We start from the raw sequence: 16517 nt of genomic DNA, 5'->3' as shown, positions 1-16517 counted from the left end.
TTTTTCTTCATCATCAATAAATTGACCTGGTTGCCTTGGCTCTTCAAAAATCGCAAGCTCTTTTTTGAGGATTTTCTTTTTTATATTATAGTGTGCTGAATACCATAGGGTAATATTCGAATTAGTCTTTCTTTCAAAAAGAATCGTCATTCCTTTAATACCTGAACCAAAATTAAATCCAATACTTATGTCTTTATAACCTTCAGGATGAGTTTGATACTTCCCTGAAGGGGTGTATGCAAAATATTCTCCATCATTAGGCCAACCTGGACTAATTTTAAACCCATCTATGTTTCTTAAAATATTATTTGACCGATAAGTCTTCTCTGTCTCCTGGTAGATTTCATCAAAAATATTTTTAGGTTGTTTGATAAAGAAATAAAAACAGATGAATATGATAAACGACATTAACGCTGTCATACCTAGTAGTTTCTTCATTAACTTTTCCTCCTAGTCTGCCACAGCCTCTAAACGATTTAAAAATGCAGATACTTCTGGGTATTTTTCCTCAATATACTCTTTAATAGATGCCTCACCCTTTCTCAGTATATCCGCAGGCGCTACCCCTGCGTAGATTGTACCTTTGACATGTTTCCAATCCTTATTTTTCAAAAATTCTCTTTCTCTCTGAGAAGAATCTTTTTGAAGATCAGCATAGTAAGAAGAGATGGCTTGATCATAGGATTGCCCCTTCTGCATACGGCCGATAAGGTTGACCGAGTCCAAATCCGCCTTGTAGTCATCTTCCCCGATGCTTGGCTTCATATCATTTGCATTAAAGGTCGTGTCTCCCTCCCAGCCTGATAAGTCCTTAACATGCTCTCTACCACCATAGACATCGGCTAACTGAACTTGATTAGGATTAAGATGAGTGGCCATAGTGATGGACTGGTGGGTAAAGTCTGCATGACCTGCTCCGTTGTTAGAGTATGCCTTGAGTTTGCTGTCCCAAAATTGGTCAAAGTTACCCGTATCACCATAAATCTCTTCATAAGTACTTTTATAGGAATCATAATGGTTAGTTCCATTTTTTTTATCATATTTCTTAATTTGATCTATATTATCAGATTTCCCACCCGCCATCTCATGCTGCAATCTAAGATTATAATACAGTTCTTTGGCCTTTTCTTCTTTCAGCCCCAGTTCTTGATAAATTTCTACTATTGGTTTCAATGTTATCCATTTTTGGCCTGTCTGTGGATCACTCACAAATTCTTTATAAAAATATTGCCCCAAACCACCCGCAGTTTCTTTCCACCTAAAGTCATTATAGTTTGCCGCACCGACGACTCGCAAAAAGATATAGTCACGGAACTCTTGGCTAGAGGTTGGGAATTTCTTATCTATCCCTTGCTTGATGGTCAAGAGTTGTTGGGCTGTCTCGGCATCAAAGCCGTATTCTGCCATCATGGTTTGGACAAAGGCCTTTTCTTGACGACTGAGCTTCAAGTCCTTTGTATCAGCATAGGCAGTCAGGTAGTTGGTCCAAGTCAGGTCAGATGGGACTTTAAAGACGCCTTGCTTGGCATCCCAGCTCGATTCGATCTGGGCCAGTCCGCGACTCAACTGCACATCGATACTGTCTAGATCATCGAAAAGCCCTCCTGAGTAGCTATCATAGGCGCGCAGGTCTTTCAAAATCGTTTCATAGACGCGTTTATTCGCATGGTGTCCTCTCATGAGTTCCACATTACTACGTCTCAATCTCCCCTTTTCTTCACTATCCATGGTCGAGGTAGAAAGGGATTGGTTGACTTCATCTAGATAGGCAATCATCTGCTCTTCCTGGCGGATCTTATCAAGTAGATCATCCTCACGCCAACTCTTGCTGTCGACCATCGTTTGATAGTCTTCTGGTAGTTTCTTGATGGCTTGAGAGAAGGTTTCTGCATAGAGCTGTCCCCCTTTGCTCAAGGGTAGCAAGACACTTGCAAAAAAACTTCTAGCCGAATCATAAGCATCGCCCTTTAGACTCTCTGTATCCTCTGAAAACTTTTGGATGGCTGATTGCAAATCTTGATAAGCCTCCACCTGAGATTGACACATGGTCGCTACGCTCGAACTCTGTAGTTGTGATTGTTCCAAATACATATCAATGCCCATGACGCGTCTCCTCCTCTCTTTCTAGTTCCTTGCGTCTTTCATAGTAAACCGCATCCAAGTCTTCCTCTAACCGGAACTTTTCTTTCTTCAAATCATCCATGTGGTAGGCAAGGTCCTCAAAGATTTGGTTTTTGAGTTGATTTCTTTGCAGGAGCGTTTCTTCCAACTGTCCTGCGTATCGGCTCTGATAGGCTGCCTCCCACAAATCACTTTGATAACGGTGGCTAGCTCTATCATATCCTTCAAAGGTTTCTATTAGTTCTTTGGTGCGATACTTCTCTTTTCCATTGCCTTCTAGCTGGTACAAGAGTTCTCGCTCTCTATTCTTCAACTCATCTAACTTGCTCATGTATGACTCCTAAAACCATTGGCGCCCGCTTCATCTAGCGCCTCAAAATCACTCGCCACAGAGTGAAGTCGTTCGGAAGTTAGGGTGACAGCGGCTGTTATCTGACTAGCAAGATTTTGAGCCTCTGTCAGACATTGATGAGCCTTGTTATTCCCTTGAAGAGTCGTTAGGTCATCTTGACTAGCCACAGCGATCGCTGTTAACGATTGACAAGCATTTTTAAGCTGAGTCGCATATGTTTGCGCAAGATTTAGATCACTTTTTACTGTTGACATGGCTGTTTTATCCTTTTTCTCATTCCCTAGTGATAGGTACACTCCATTTAGCTATATAGGCCTATTATACCATGTTTCATAAAAGGAGCATCATTTTGTCCTGATTTATGTACCATTGTGTATTTTTTCAACAACCTCTCCCATCCGACTCGACGAAAAGGGTAAAAACTGTTACAATGTAGAAAAAGAAAAGAGGCCCTCATGACCAGTGTATATGATTTTTCCGTTTTAAACCAAAACAACCAAGCAACTCCCCTGGAGAGCTATCGTGGCAAGGTTCTCTTGATTGTCAACACTGCTACTGGATGTGGCTTAACGCCCCAGTACCAAGGGCTCCAAGACCTCTATGAACGCTATCAAGATCAGGGCTTTGAAATCCTAGATTTCCCTTGCAATCAGTTCATGGGACAAGCACCCGGCAGCGCAGAGGAAATCAATAGTTTCTGTAGCCTACACTATCAGACAACTTTCCCTCGCTTTGCCAAGATCAAGGTCAACGGCAAGGAAGCAGATCCTCTTTATGTTTGGCTAAAAGACCAGAAATCTGGCCCGCTAGGAAAACGAATCGAATGGAATTTTGCTAAGTTTCTCATTGGCCGAGATGGGCAAGTCCTTGAGCGCTTCTCTTCCAAAACAGACCCCCAAACCATCCAAGAGTCTCTCCAAAAAATACTCTAATTTCTTTTTAAAACGTATCCTTTCATTTAGTTTGAGCCCTGAAAGGATGCGTTTTTTCTTTAAAAAGTAACTGATTTTCTTTAATTTATATTTATTTTTTTGCTTTTTGCTATTGCAATTCTTTCATTAATTTAGTATATTTGTTATATTAAAAGTTTTCAGTCATTTTAAGGGAGAAATGACCTTTTAAATTTTTTTATCTTAAAATGAAAGCGCTTTATAAACAGGAGGTAAGGTGGCTTACAAATTATCAGAGAGTTTTTCATTAAATCAAGTTGTAACCAAGTCAGACTTGGGCTTGGCAGTAGCTGACTGCCTTTCTAAAAACTAGGAGTATATTATGAATCGATACCTTTTTGAAAAAGGGCAAACATTTAGCATTCGGAAGTTGACTGTAGGTGTGGCATCTGTTATCGTGGGACTGGCATTTTTTGCTTCTGGAATCGTGCGTGCAGACGAAACGTCTCCTGCCACGACATCCAATTTAGATCAGCAAATGAAACAAGTCGCAGATATAGAAGAGACCAAGGCTGAACCAGTCAAAGAAGAAGACCGTGTAGAAGCTGAAAAACAAGAAACACCTGTTGCAGATACTAACAGTGCTGACTTGCTCCCTGAAGACATTCAGGACCGTGCCTATCCAGACACACCTGTCAAAGAACTCGATACGACTACTATCGTTGACCAAAAAGCTAGTCCAACAGTAGAAACTAAGAGCATTCTAAAGGACAAGGAAGAAGCTCCAAAAGAATCTGAGAACGGAAACCGTGCCATCATTAACGGTGGACAAGACCTCAAACACATCAACTACGAGGGACAACCTGCTACTGCTGCTACTATGGTTTACAGCACTTACAATGCAGGGGAGCAACGCTACCTCGTTTCAGGCTCAGGTATCTTCGTAGCACCTAACCTGATCCTTACCGTTGCTCATAACTTCTTAGAGGCCAATAAAGAAACTGGCGAGGGTCACATTCGTGGTGGAAAATCTGCCCAGTTCTACTATAACGTTGGTTCAAACAGCGAAAAGAAAAACTCACTGCCATCTTCTGGAACTACGGTTTTATTCAGAGAAAAAGACATCCATTTCTGGAACAAGAAAGAGTTTGGAAAAGGCTATAAGAATGACCTTGCTCTTGTAGAAGCTCCTATTCCTCTTCCGATTGCTAGTCCAAACAAAGCAGCAACCTTTGCGCCTTTAGCGGAGCACAAGACGCATCAGCCGGGAGAAGCCATCAGTACGATTGGCTATCCAACTGACTCGAGCTCCAAAGAACTGAAACAACCTATCCTAGCTGGTCAGCTTTACAAGGCAGATGGGACCATCCGATCTGTTGAGTCCTATGATGATAAGGGAACGACTGGTATCACCTATAAAACCACTTCTGTATCTGGTTTGTCTGGTGGCGGGATTGTCGATAGCCAAGGAAAAGTTCTGGGGGTTCACCAACACGGAACCGTTGACAATGGTGTGGCTGAAAAGGATCGCTTTGGTGGCGGACTCGTCCTTTCACCTGAACAACTGAAATGGGTGAAGGACATGATTGCCAAGTATGGTGTGAAAGGCTGGTACCAAGGTGATAACGGAAATCGTTACTACTTTACCGATGAAGGACGTATGCTTCGGAACGAAACAGCTGTTATCGGAAGCAACGAATATTCCTTCAACCAAGATGGGATTGCTACCTTGACCAAGGGAATTGAATACGGTCGTGTGGTTATCCAACACGAAGACGAAGAAGGAAATCCTGTCAAAGATAATGACACCTTTATCGAACAGACAGCTGTTGATTCGCCATTTGACTATAATTTCAAAAAAGAAATCGAGAAGACGGACTTCTATCAGAAGAATAAAGACAAATACGAAATTGTATCCATTGATGGCGTAGCAGTCAATAAACAGCTAAAAGATACATGGTCTGAAGATTACAATGTTGTCAGCAAAGCGCCTGCCGGTACACGTGTCATCAAGGTGGTCTATAAAGTCAACAAAGGCTCCTTCAAAGTTTACTACCGTCAAAAAGGAACCACTACTGAACTAGCGGAAGCGACAGTTGATAACAATGACGGCCAAGAGTATGACGTTTCCTTTGTCAACACCTTCCATGCAAAAGACATTGCTGGCTACCGTCCAGTCAAGGCTAGCCTGGAAGCAAGGATCCAGCAAAAAGGTGTTAATGAGATCGTCTTTGAATACGAGCCAGTCGCTGATACGACTAATCCTGCCACGCCGACTCCACCAGTGGCTCATCCAGAAGATAAAGAAACCGAAATTGGCAATCATGGACCTCTTCCAAGCAAGGCTCAGCTTGATTACCACAAGGAAGAATTGGCAGCCTTCATCCACTACGGAATGAACACCTATACCAATTCTGAATGGGGAAATGGGAAAGAAGACCCCCGGTACTTCAATCCAACCAACTTGGATACTGACCAGTGGATTCGTACTCTGAAGGAAACTGGCTTCAAACGAACCATTATGGTTGTTAAACACCACGACGGATTCGTTGCTTACCCATCTAAGTACACCAACCATACCGTAGCTGCTAGCCCATGGAAAGATGGTAAGGGTGACCTTCTCGAAGAAGTTTCCAAATCTGCTAGCAAGTACGACATGAATATGGGTGTTTACCTATCACCATGGGATGCCAACCATCCAAAATACCATGTTGCAACCGAAAAAGAATACAACCAATACTATCTCAACCAACTGAAAGAAATCCTTGGAAATCCGAAATACGGTAACAAAGGGAAATTTATCGAAGTTTGGATGGACGGTGCACGTGGTAGCGGTGCCCAAAAAGTAACCTATACCTTTGATGAATGGTTCAAATACATCAAAGAAGCCGAAGGAGATATCGCCATCTTCTCTGCTCAGCCGACAAGCGTTCGCTGGATCGGAAATGAACGAGGTATCGCAGGGGACCCTGTCTGGCATAAAGTTAAACGTGCCAACATCACAGACGATGTGAAAAATGAATACCTCAACCATGGTGACCCAGATGGTGATATGTACTCTGTAGGGGAAGCTGACGTTTCGATCCGTTCGGGCTGGTTCTACCATGACAACCAACAACCGAAATCACTCAAAGAGTTGATGGATATCTACTTCAAGTCTGTTGGTCGTGGAACCCCACTCCTTCTCAACATTCCACCAAATAAAGAAGGAAAATTCGCAGATGCAGATGTAGCTCGCTTGAAGGAGTTCAAAGCAACCCTAGACCAAATGTATGCGACTGACTTTGCCAAAGGGGCAACTGTAACAGCAAGTTCGACTCGTCAAAACCACCTCTACAAGGAAAGTCACCTGACAGACGGTAAAGATGATACTAGCTGGGCGCTCTCAAATGATGCCACAACTGGTAGCTTTACAGTCGATTTAGGGCAAAAGAGACGCTTTGATGTCGTTGAACTCAAGGAAGACATCGCCAAAGGTCAACGTATCTCTGGTTTCAAGATTGAAGTCGAGATTAACGGTCGCTGGGTTCCATATGGGGAAGGTTCAACCGTGGGCTACCGCCGTTTGATTCAAGGACAACCTGTAGAAGCGCAAAAAATCCGTGTAACTATCACTGGTGCTCAAGCAACTCCAATCTTGACCAACTTCTCAGTCTACAAGACACCAAGCAGCATTGAAAAGACAGACGGTTACCCTCTTGGACTCGAGTACCATTCAAATACAACCGCTGACAAGGCTGGTACAACTTGGTACAATGAATCTGAAGGTGTTCGTGGCACTTCTATGTGGACCAATCAAAAAGATGCCAAAGTAAGCTATACCTTCACAGGAACCAAGGCCTATGTTGTCTCCACAGTCGATCCAGGGCATGGAGAAATGTCCGTTTATGTTGATGGTCAAAAAGTTGCGGATGTGCAAACTAAGAATGCTAGCCGTAAACGCAGCCAAAAAGTATATGAAACAGACGATTTAGCACCTGGTCAACACACTATTACTCTTGTAAACAAAACAGGCGAACCAATTGCTACAGAAGGAATCTACACCCTAAACAATGATAGCAAGGGAATGTTTGAACTCGAGTCTACTAACTACGAAGTCGAAAAAGGAAAACCAGTCACTGTTAAAATTAAACGTGTTGGTGGAAGCAAGGGAACTGCTACTGTTCGCTTCATCACGGAACCTGGAACTGGGGTTCACGGTAAAGTTTACCAAGATACAACTCAAGATGTGACCTTTAAAGATGGAGAAACAGAAAAGACTGTTACCATCCCAACGATTGACTTTACAGAACAAGCCGACTCTATCTTTGACTTTAAAGCCAAACTCACTTCTGTTTCTGATGGTGCCTTGCTCGGTTTTGCTACCGATGCAACCATCCAAGTGATGAAAGCTGAATTGCTGATCAAGGATCAAACAAGCTATGATGACCAAGCTAGTCAGTTGGATTACAGCCCTGGCTGGCACCATGAAACCAATTCAGCAGATAAGTACCAAAAAACGGAGTCTTGGGCTTCCTTTGGTCGCTTAACTGATGAGCAAAAGAAAAAGACAACTGTCACAGCCTACTTCTACGGTACCGGACTTGATATCAAGGGCTATGTCGATCCAAATCATGGTATCTACAAAGTCTTCCTAGATGGCAAAGAAGTTCCTTACCAAGATGGCATGGGAAATGCTTCAACTATTGATGGTAAGAAATACTTTAGCGGTCGTGCAGCTCAACGCCAAGGCAATCAAACTCTGGTTAGCTTAAAAGGTCTGGACGAAAACTTGCACGCAGTCACCCTTCAACTAGATCCTGATAAAAACGATTTGTCTCAAAATATCGGTATTCAGGTAGATCAATTTATCACTCGTGGCGAAGGTAGTGAACTCTACAGCAAGGCAGATATCATCCAGTCTATCTCTAAATGGAAAGATGATCTGTCCAACTTTGATCCAGCAGGCTTGAAGAATACGGCTACTGCACGTCAAGCTTTCCAAGCAAATCTAGAAAAATTGAGAAACCAACTCAGTGCTGATGCAGTAGATGTTCAAGAAGTCATGTTGACAGTCAGTGCCCTACAAGATATCCTATCCAAGGATGAGAACTATCAAAGAGGCCAAGAGGAACCTAGCCCAGAGCAACCGGAACAGCCAGAAGAACCTGAGAAACCTGACCAGCCTGAGCAACCAGCCGAACCAAAACAACCAGAAATTGAGTATGATAAGGCTATGGACAGCTTGACAAAAGCTATCGAGAAAAAAGTCGCTGAGCTTGGATCCAACAAGGAAGCTAAGAAGAAATTATTAGCAATTGCTGACCAAGCCATTGCTGCAATCCAAGAAGCTAAAACTCAGGAAGCAGTCAATCAAGCGCTAGAAACTGCTCTCGAACAAATCAACAAACTCGAAGCGGCTCAGCCTGAGAAACCTGCTGAACCTGAAAAACCAGTTCAACCGGAAAAACCAGTTCAGCCTGAGAAACCAGCTCAGCCTGAAAAACCAACTCAACCGGAAACTCCGGCTCAGCCTGAAAAGCCAGCTCAACCGGAACAACCAACTCAACCGGAAACTCCAGCGCAACCGGAAAAACCGGCTCAGCCTGAAAAGCCGACTCAACCGGAAACTCCAGCGCAACCTGAAAAACCGGCTCAACCTGAAAAACCTGCTCAGCCTGAAAATCCGACTCAACCGGAAACTCCAGCGCAACCTGAGAAACCAATTACTTCTTCAAGTCCTGAGGAAGGGGTTAAAGACCTTGTCTTTACACTTCCAAGCTTGGAAATCGTCAATAAGGTCGTACCGTTCAAGACTATTCGTCGCGAAAACCCACAATTAGACAAAGGAAAAGAGCAAGTTCTATCAGAAGGGAAAGACGGTCTCTTAGTCGAGTATGTTGAAGTGGATGGTGACAATCGCAAGGTTCTCCAAACAGAAGCAACTCCAGCTCAAGATCGAGTGATTGAGGTAGGTAGCAAACAAAGCTCTGTTGGAACAGAAGCGCCACCAGTTGTGAATCTTCCTGAGTATGTTCTACCAAGAGAGACTGAAAAAACTGCTCCAGTCGTAACAGATAATTCATCAGCAAAAGATGAAAAAGCTCCTGTTACAGCTACAGTCAAAGAAGACAAGGAAAGACTACTCCCTGCAACTGGGGAACAAGAAGCAAGTGCCTTCCTCTTCTTGGCAGCCATTACTTCTATCTTGTCTCTCCTCATTTTCCAAAAGAATTTCAAAGACTAATAACCCTCTTTGATTGATTCTTTCTAATGATTCAGTTCCCCCGTTGAGAAGACCATTTGGTCTTCTCTTTTTATATCTGTAAAATTAAAAAACATCCACAAATATACATGGATGTTTTGGTATAAAATTCTAAAATAAGGTTATCATTGAGGATAGGTATTTTCAAAGTTAACTACGATTTCAAATAAACGTTCATCCAAAAAAGAGAGTCCCCCTTGTCTTATCTCATCAGAACTACCATCATAAGTTCTGCAAGAACTCCACAGATAAAAGATGGTGTTTCGAATTCCTATACCATGAGATTTTCTGACGCTCACAAGCCATCTTTCATAAATCAGACTTTCCTCTTCCACACCTAGATCTACTGACTACTATTTTTGAGTCCAGCGTATGCATAGGTTCGATTTCTGGGACACTCTTTTTCCGTCACCACCCTAAAATAAAAGCGATGCTCCCGCCCATCCTTGGCATTTTCCTTGTTTAAAACAAAGTAGTTCTTCTGATTCATCGCCATAGTGCGTAGGATGTCATCGATCAAAAAAGTCAGTGGTACATTCATAGCAGAGTATTTTTGAAAATCCTCTTCAAAGCGGATATAACTATCTGAAAAATAATCCATCTGCAGTTTGTTTTCATACAACTCTTTTCTAGTCATACACTCCCTCCTCCCACAGTCGAATTTCGAGGACATCTACAATCTCTATCAGCCTATAACCCTCATTGGTCCTAATAGATAGAGTTTGAGGTGATAATTCGCTTACCTCACCAATGATCGTGGTTTTATGCCTTCTTTCCTTGACCACAAAGCATCCCTTCAGTTGCCCAACATAAAGCTGCGAAAGCAAGAGTAGCTTCTCAGCGGAATTCAAACTCGTCGAAAAAGCTACCCGATTTTTCTCTTCACCGAGTGAACTAGTATGCTCTGAGAGGAAAAAGCCCATCCACTTCTGCATCCCTGGATCTTGATAGTCACGCGCAGATGGAAAGGGTAAATAAGAACGATCAATCATTTTAAACCATCTAATCCTCCAGCAGAATGCCCCCCAATCAGCTTGCTTCTGGCAAGACTCCTAGAGGCTTCTTCCAGTGCATTGGCCTTTAAAAGGGAGGTAAAACCAAATTGTTCCCGAATGGCATCAATAGCCGTCTGGAGCCTTTCTTCTTTTTCTAACTTGTCAACATCATCAAAGAGGGAGATCAAGCCAAAGGACTCGTCCACAAATCCCGAATAGTTGACTCCGACACTTCTGACCGCTCCAGAAGTGTATTTGTTATGAAATAGCTTCAAAACATAATCCGTTAAGACAGCTGTATTATTGGTCGGTTCGACCTTCATTTGTGTGTGAATAGACGACCTGACCTCCTGCTTAGAGAAACCAACATAGAGAGAGACAAGGGTTGTTTTCTTGCCCGCCCTTCTCAGTCTAATAGCCACCTGCTCCGCCATTTCTCGAAGAATAATTTCGATATCCCGTAGCTTCACGTAGTCTCTCGGCAAGATTTGAGAATTTCCTAACCCTTGGGACTTAGCTTTATAGGGCCTGTGAACATTGCTCTCGTCAATCCCGTTAGCATGAAACCACAAACGCAGGCCAGCCTGACCGAGAGCTTTCTGTAGCTGGTCTGGATTACTGGTGGCCAATTCTCTGATGGAAAAAATCCCCAGAGTATGCAAGCGTTTCTCCATCCGCCTGCCAATCCCCCAAAAGTCCGTCATCTTGGGAATGGCCCAAACCTTCTCTTCCACATCCTGGTAAGACCAGTTGGCCCTCATGGTCGGAGTGTGCTTGGCCTCATTATCCAGAGCCAACTTGGCCAGTAAGGGATTGGCATTGGACATACCCACTGTAGAGTAGATCCCTGTCTGCCTCCAAATATCCCTCTGGATGCGAGCAGAAAGCATATCTAGCTTGTCTTTGCGAGAGAGACTCTTGTTTGGGATAAAATAGTTGAGCGAACTAGTCAAATCAATAAAACCTTCATCAATAGAGTAGGGATAAATATCATCTGGGCTACCATAGTTTTGAAAGATTCGCTGGATTTCCATATTGACCGCTATGTACTCATCCATCCTAGGAGGGACAATCAAGGTGACTTGAGCCCAATCTTCGATGTAGCGAACATAGTCTAAGTCAGTAGGCAAGCCTTGCTTTCGAGCATTGTAATAGGAAAATTTGCGCGTTTTGATATCAAAAGGCAGATCATAGGCCCGGCCAACATTGGACTTGCCAAAAATCTTCTTAAACATGGGAGAGGAAGCTAATATAAGGCCAGTAGAATTATCCGCGCGACTCATGACACAAAGCGAGGTCTTCAGCGGATGCAAGCCCCGTTTCACACACTCAACGCTGGCATAAAAAGATTTCATATCGACAAAGGCAATATCACTTTTGGGCTCTCTGGAATAATCAAAGTAGCCCATAGGCTAACCCTCCATCGGCACAAAATTCCCAACAATAATCCCCACAATCCGAGGATCTTCCTCATAGGAGATGAAAATATCCTTGTATTTAGGATTGATAGAGACCAGACGCAAGCCATCTTCCTCCCGATAAACCCGTTTGATATAGGTCTGGTTGTTGCAAACCACTGCATAAACCGCCCCATCATAATCAAATCCGGTCTCTCGAATCAAAGCCACGGAACCATTTTGATATTTAGGTTCCATGGAGTCCCCAGCCACCCAGGAAGCAAAATCGTGGGCTAGTTCTTCATTAAAGTAAACGGTATCAAAATTTCTATCGTCATATACCGAAGCCCCGATCCCTGCTGACATGCGTTCATAGACACGATACTCGTAGAGGCGCTCTGGCATGGTCGCCACCTTCTGTGTTTGTTCCTCTTGAGCTAGGTTGCGAGCATAGAGCACAACCTTGTCCTTCCCTTGCTTGGAGAGGCTATTGTAGAGACGAACAATCTCGATCTGAGTGAAATATCCCTTTGCTACCTTTAAAATATTTTCTAGCTGGGCAACCTTCTCCTTGGATGGTTCCTTAATTCCACGTTCCCAAGCCGAGTAAGCCTGAAAACTGATCCCAAGTTGCTCTGCAATTTCCTTCTGTGTCAATTTTAACTCTTTTCTCCGAGCCTTGAGTTTTTCTGGTTGGTACATGATTCACCCCCTAGTGTGATGCTTTATTGAGAATATCTCTCTTAGAAAAACAAATCGACGGTTGAGCTTACACCTCTAAAACTCAACCAATTCGGTTTAGTTTTATTATATAAAAAAAGTGGACGATTGTCCACTGGGAAAATCAAATTTTAACAGACACAACTGGAAATTATGAACAAAAAACTGGACTAGACCTAGCAACTCCTACTCTAATTTTTGCAACAGCTTTACAACTTGCTGATTATCAATCCTCACATAGTAAACACCACTATCATTGACAAGTTTATCCTCTTCATACTTAGCAATCTTTACAGCATAAAGACCTCTTGGTAGGGATTGGTTGGCAAAAAATTCCTTCATGAGCCTTTCAAGATCTTTTAGATAGTCATCATACAAGAGATCTCTTTTTTCCTTCGGAACGAAATATTGAAATTCAAATGTCGGTATAAAAATCTCTTTTTGGAAAAGATATTGAGCATCCATTGGATACATCCCTTGCAGAGCTTGGCCCTTGCTTTGATTTTCCTCCAATATTTCATTATAAAGATAGATATTATCAGATTGGTTATTAAATTCAAAACCAATACCTTGATACTTCAAATCAGGAAGTTTAGGATCTTTGATTGAACTGTCCAGTGTTTTTAAAAACTCGCTGGTGCCTGGACTAACCTCAATCCCTAAATAGGCTAATTCTGGGAAAACATTATAAATTTTTTTACCATTTTTGTAATCAACTTCTGCATCTGTCTTTCCATATGTTTCATTTTTCGAAAAGCGAGTATAGTATTTAAATCGAGTTTTAACCTGATAGTTTTTTCCAGCTATATTTTCACTATAGGTACCATGGATTATAAATCCTCCCACACTTGTATAGTTTTTCTCGTATTTTTCTAACTCAAACTGTCCTGTAAGACCGTAATTTTGATAAGAACGATGCACAGCTTGCTCAAGCTCAGTTCGACTTGCATGGGCAAATAGCCCCCACATATCCATTAGAGAAAAAATCGGACTGAACACTGTGAAGATTACCATTGGAATCACTATGGATAAGCAACCTATTAATAGCCAATTTCTTTTCTTGGCGTTTCCTTCAGATTTTTTAGCAGTTTTCTGTTTCCTTTTTAAGATTAGAATGAGCAAACCCAAAAGCACTAATACTAATAAAACCAATCTACACTCTCCTTTTACTTTTGACAGTTGTTAACAGGTGTATAGGAGACTGACAGAAATACTCATCTCACCTGCTAACTTATCCTGAATTCCATAAACTCGTCTGAAATGACGAACAATCCTTATGCCATTATACCACACGAGCGATACCGTGAGAAGATGAGAAAAGCAAAAGAAAACCACCTGAATTTGTTTCAGGTGGTTAGTTTCAAGAGACTAGAAATAGTGTCTATAAATCTTTATCTCTTTTTAGACTTCTTGACATGTTCCTTGTAGATTTTTGACTTTTTCCCGTACCATTCTTCAATGGTATAGCCATATTCTTCACGGTATTTCTCTTGGTTTTTATTGACTGTATTCAAGTTCTCTAGCGTTACTACATTGGATTTAAAAAATGATACCAAAAATAGTCCTAGGAAAATAGGTGCAATAGGTAACAAAGCAAGCAAGAGATACGCTAGGAAATGATTGAGCCCGTTGATGAAGAGATTGATTCCATACATCAACAACCATAAGAACAAAATAACATTCAAAAATTTTTTATAATATTCTGAGGAGAAATAATCCTTTCTAGCGCGTTGCTTTGTAACAAGGATATAGATAAGGTAAATCAGTGATAAGACAAACCCAATCCAGTAAACGATACGAATTGCTACTAGAGGGATTAAATACAAGATGGCTACAAACCAACTATAATATGTAATTACGAGCAAAAACAATTGAAAAATCTGAGTCATTAAATAGGCTTTAATGCGATTTCTTTTAGAAATAATATAAAAACAAGTAAAATGACCGCAACAAAGAAAAAATAGAAAGCCAAAGAAACTATCTGGGGGAATGAGCCCTTTTTCCACTGATGTTAGCTGTGTAACCATTGAGGTCAGTGGAATAGCTGGGTCATACCCAGCTTCACTAGCCATTCGAAATACACTTATCGGTAAAGACGTCCCAATCATAACCATAAGAGAATATAGAGATAGTCCAAAAATCGCCTTTACTAAGTTTAATCTTCGTGCTGTTTCAAGTGCATCATTAATATCTTTTTGTATCTTATCCATTTATTTTCTCCTATTACCCAAACAAGGATGAGGCCGCTTTCAGACCACCATTGAAAAAATCAGAAACATTCTTGCCCACGCTTTTGACAGTCTCCAAGCCCTGGTGGATTCCATTTCCGATAGACTCCACCGTCGATTCTACCACATCCACAGCACCATAAGCAAAATTTTTAACTCCGTCATAAACAGACTTTTTAAATTCCGGTGCGACTGCAGAAGTGATAAGATTAAACGTTCCTACACCAAGACCAATGAGAGCTCCTTCTACTGGATGTCCTCCTAGTGCTCCTGCCTTAGCTCCAAGCCACATACCATCTAAGGGACCAACGTTAGATATGGTATCAATGGTACCACCGATCACAGACTTCCCGATTTTCCCTACGGTCGTCTTGGAATTATTGTCAAACAGAAACAATATCCTTGTCCCATTATTCTTCCTCCGTACTGGATTTATAATATTGTAAGAACTCTTCTTCGCTTTGAACCAGATGCTCCTGTCCATCTTTTGAACTAGCTGCTGGAATAGTGATATCCTTGAAGATATTGGTACCTTCTGGGAAAACGAGTTTTATCATATCTATAGATGTTTGCAAATCATCATTAGATGAAAGTTTATATATATAACTTGTTTCAGGACTTTTTGAAATTATTTCCATAGATTTAGGGTATTTGCTATTTATGAGCCATTGTTTCGTATTATCTCCAAGTCTCCAAAAATGAAGGCCATTATCCCTAACAGAAAAATCATGTTCTTTAAACAACTGTGAAAAGGAATCTATCGAACCAAGTCCTATTTTAGGCGAATTCTTTTTTTGATTGTTCGGGTTAATATCTACAATCTTACCTGTTTCTAGGTCTATCAATCTATTCAGCAACTTTGATTCGTCGCTAACATCAGTAATCATATCGTCTTTTCTTCTTAATGAAATCGTCAGATATTCTTTGCCATCTATGCTGTCTATCGAATACTTATTTAATATAAAAGCAGGATAATAACTCTCATTATAATTTCTAGTGATCTCAAATACATCTAACACCTTCTTATCTAATTTTTCACCTTTAGTGTCGTAGACATTTATTTTCCAATATTCCCCCTTATCTGGATAATTTTGTTCCAGAATAGGAAAATCATCTCGCACTTCATTCCAAGCGGATTTTGCTTTGAATCGCGCCGCATAGGAAACAAGGAAACGACTACCAGCTATTCGCCCGGGAGAGCCAAACTTAGGCTTTTTATCAAGAACACTTACTTGTTGATTGACTTCCTTGTTACTATGCCAATCAACTGTGATCATTCTCCCATTTTCAATAAATTCATAATCCGTAATTTCTGTATCCACAATCCAATATTCATATTTAGATAAGTCTTGTTTTTCAAACTCTCGAATAGCAAATACAAAAAGGCTACATACACCAAGTAAAATTAGAAAGATAGCACCAATTTTTTTAGCTTTCACTTGACTATTCTCCCATCATCATATTTTTCTCTTAGACAATCATAGAACTCTTTCCCATTATACCACATGAACAATACCGTGAGAAGAGAAGAAGAGAAAAGCAAAAGAAAACCACCTGAAATGAATTCAAG

At 41.4% G+C, this 16517-nt stretch carries 14 protein-coding genes; 2 read left to right on the top strand and 12 right to left on the bottom strand.

Features of this window, described 5'->3' with window-relative positions; all coding sequences use genetic code 11:
• The 4 genes from HMPREF2766_RS03760 to HMPREF2766_RS03745 form a co-directional block, all read right to left on the bottom strand.
• Positions 1-438, bottom strand: a 438-nt coding sequence (locus HMPREF2766_RS03760; protein ID WP_070567822.1) for a TipC family immunity protein, incomplete at its 3' end; no start/stop codon positions are given.
• A gap of 12 nt (positions 439-450) precedes the next feature.
• Positions 451-2103 carry a T7SS effector LXG polymorphic toxin gene (locus HMPREF2766_RS03755; protein ID WP_070567820.1) on the bottom strand — a complete coding sequence of 551 codons (1653 nt, stop codon included), beginning with the start codon at positions 2101-2103 and terminating at the stop codon, positions 451-453.
• Entirely contained in the window at positions 2093-2452 is a 360-nt protein-coding gene (locus tag HMPREF2766_RS03750) for a DUF3958 family protein (RefSeq protein ID WP_070567818.1), read from the bottom strand. Before HMPREF2766_RS03750 ends, HMPREF2766_RS03755 begins: the two co-directional genes overlap by 11 nt.
• Entirely contained in the window at positions 2449-2727 is a 279-nt protein-coding gene (locus tag HMPREF2766_RS03745) for a TIGR04197 family type VII secretion effector (protein ID WP_070567816.1), read from the bottom strand. The genes HMPREF2766_RS03750 and HMPREF2766_RS03745 overlap by 4 nt, the downstream gene beginning before the upstream one ends.
• Before the next feature lie 201 nt (positions 2728-2928).
• Between HMPREF2766_RS03745 and HMPREF2766_RS03740 the strand changes: the two genes are divergently transcribed.
• Positions 2929-3405, top strand: coding sequence for a glutathione peroxidase (locus HMPREF2766_RS03740; protein ID WP_070567814.1), 477 nt, complete (start codon positions 2929-2931; stop codon positions 3403-3405).
• A 340-nt stretch (positions 3406-3745) separates the two neighbouring features.
• On the top strand, positions 3746-9589 hold the full coding sequence (locus tag HMPREF2766_RS03735; RefSeq protein WP_070567812.1) for an alpha-L-fucosidase: 5844 nt from the start codon (positions 3746-3748) through the stop codon (positions 9587-9589).
• A 361-nt stretch (positions 9590-9950) separates the two neighbouring features.
• Here HMPREF2766_RS03735 and HMPREF2766_RS03730 read toward each other — a convergent pair whose 3' ends face one another.
• The 8 genes from HMPREF2766_RS03730 to HMPREF2766_RS03695 form a co-directional block, all read right to left on the bottom strand.
• Positions 9951-10244: a DUF5960 family protein gene (locus HMPREF2766_RS03730; RefSeq protein WP_000196999.1), complete on the bottom strand. Its 294-nt coding sequence runs from the start codon at positions 10242-10244 to the stop codon at positions 9951-9953.
• Entirely contained in the window at positions 10237-10599 is a 363-nt protein-coding gene (locus HMPREF2766_RS03725) for a hypothetical protein (RefSeq protein WP_000567203.1), read from the bottom strand. Before HMPREF2766_RS03725 ends, HMPREF2766_RS03730 begins: the two co-directional genes overlap by 8 nt.
• Positions 10596-12011, bottom strand: coding sequence for a Y-family DNA polymerase (locus tag HMPREF2766_RS03720; RefSeq protein WP_070567810.1), 1416 nt, complete (start codon positions 12009-12011; stop codon positions 10596-10598). Before HMPREF2766_RS03720 ends, HMPREF2766_RS03725 begins: the two co-directional genes overlap by 4 nt.
• 3 nt (positions 12012-12014) lie before the next feature.
• Positions 12015-12701: an XRE family transcriptional regulator gene (locus HMPREF2766_RS03715; protein WP_000284670.1), complete on the bottom strand. Its 687-nt coding sequence runs from the start codon at positions 12699-12701 to the stop codon at positions 12015-12017.
• A 204-nt stretch (positions 12702-12905) separates the two neighbouring features.
• Positions 12906-13871, bottom strand: coding sequence for a hypothetical protein (locus tag HMPREF2766_RS03710; protein WP_070567808.1), 966 nt, complete (start codon positions 13869-13871; stop codon positions 12906-12908).
• Between the two features lie 239 nt (positions 13872-14110).
• Entirely contained in the window at positions 14111-14929 is an 819-nt protein-coding gene (locus tag HMPREF2766_RS03705; RefSeq protein ID WP_070567806.1) for a hypothetical protein, read from the bottom strand.
• Positions 14930-14942: 13 nt separating this feature from the next.
• Positions 14943-15344 (bottom strand): hypothetical protein, encoded by a 402-nt coding sequence (locus HMPREF2766_RS03700; RefSeq protein WP_033605410.1) that lies wholly within the window; start codon positions 15342-15344, stop codon positions 14943-14945.
• Between the two features lie 13 nt (positions 15345-15357).
• Positions 15358-16386 carry a hypothetical protein gene (locus HMPREF2766_RS03695; protein ID WP_000644799.1) on the bottom strand — a complete coding sequence of 343 codons (1029 nt, stop codon included), beginning with the start codon at positions 16384-16386 and terminating at the stop codon, positions 15358-15360.
• Between the last annotated feature and the right edge of the window lie 131 nt (positions 16387-16517).

The sequence above is a fragment of the Streptococcus sp. HMSC076C08 genome, assembly GCF_001810825.1.
Classification (GTDB): domain Bacteria; phylum Bacillota; class Bacilli; order Lactobacillales; family Streptococcaceae; genus Streptococcus.
This window is presented reverse-complemented; position numbering and strand designations above follow the sequence as displayed.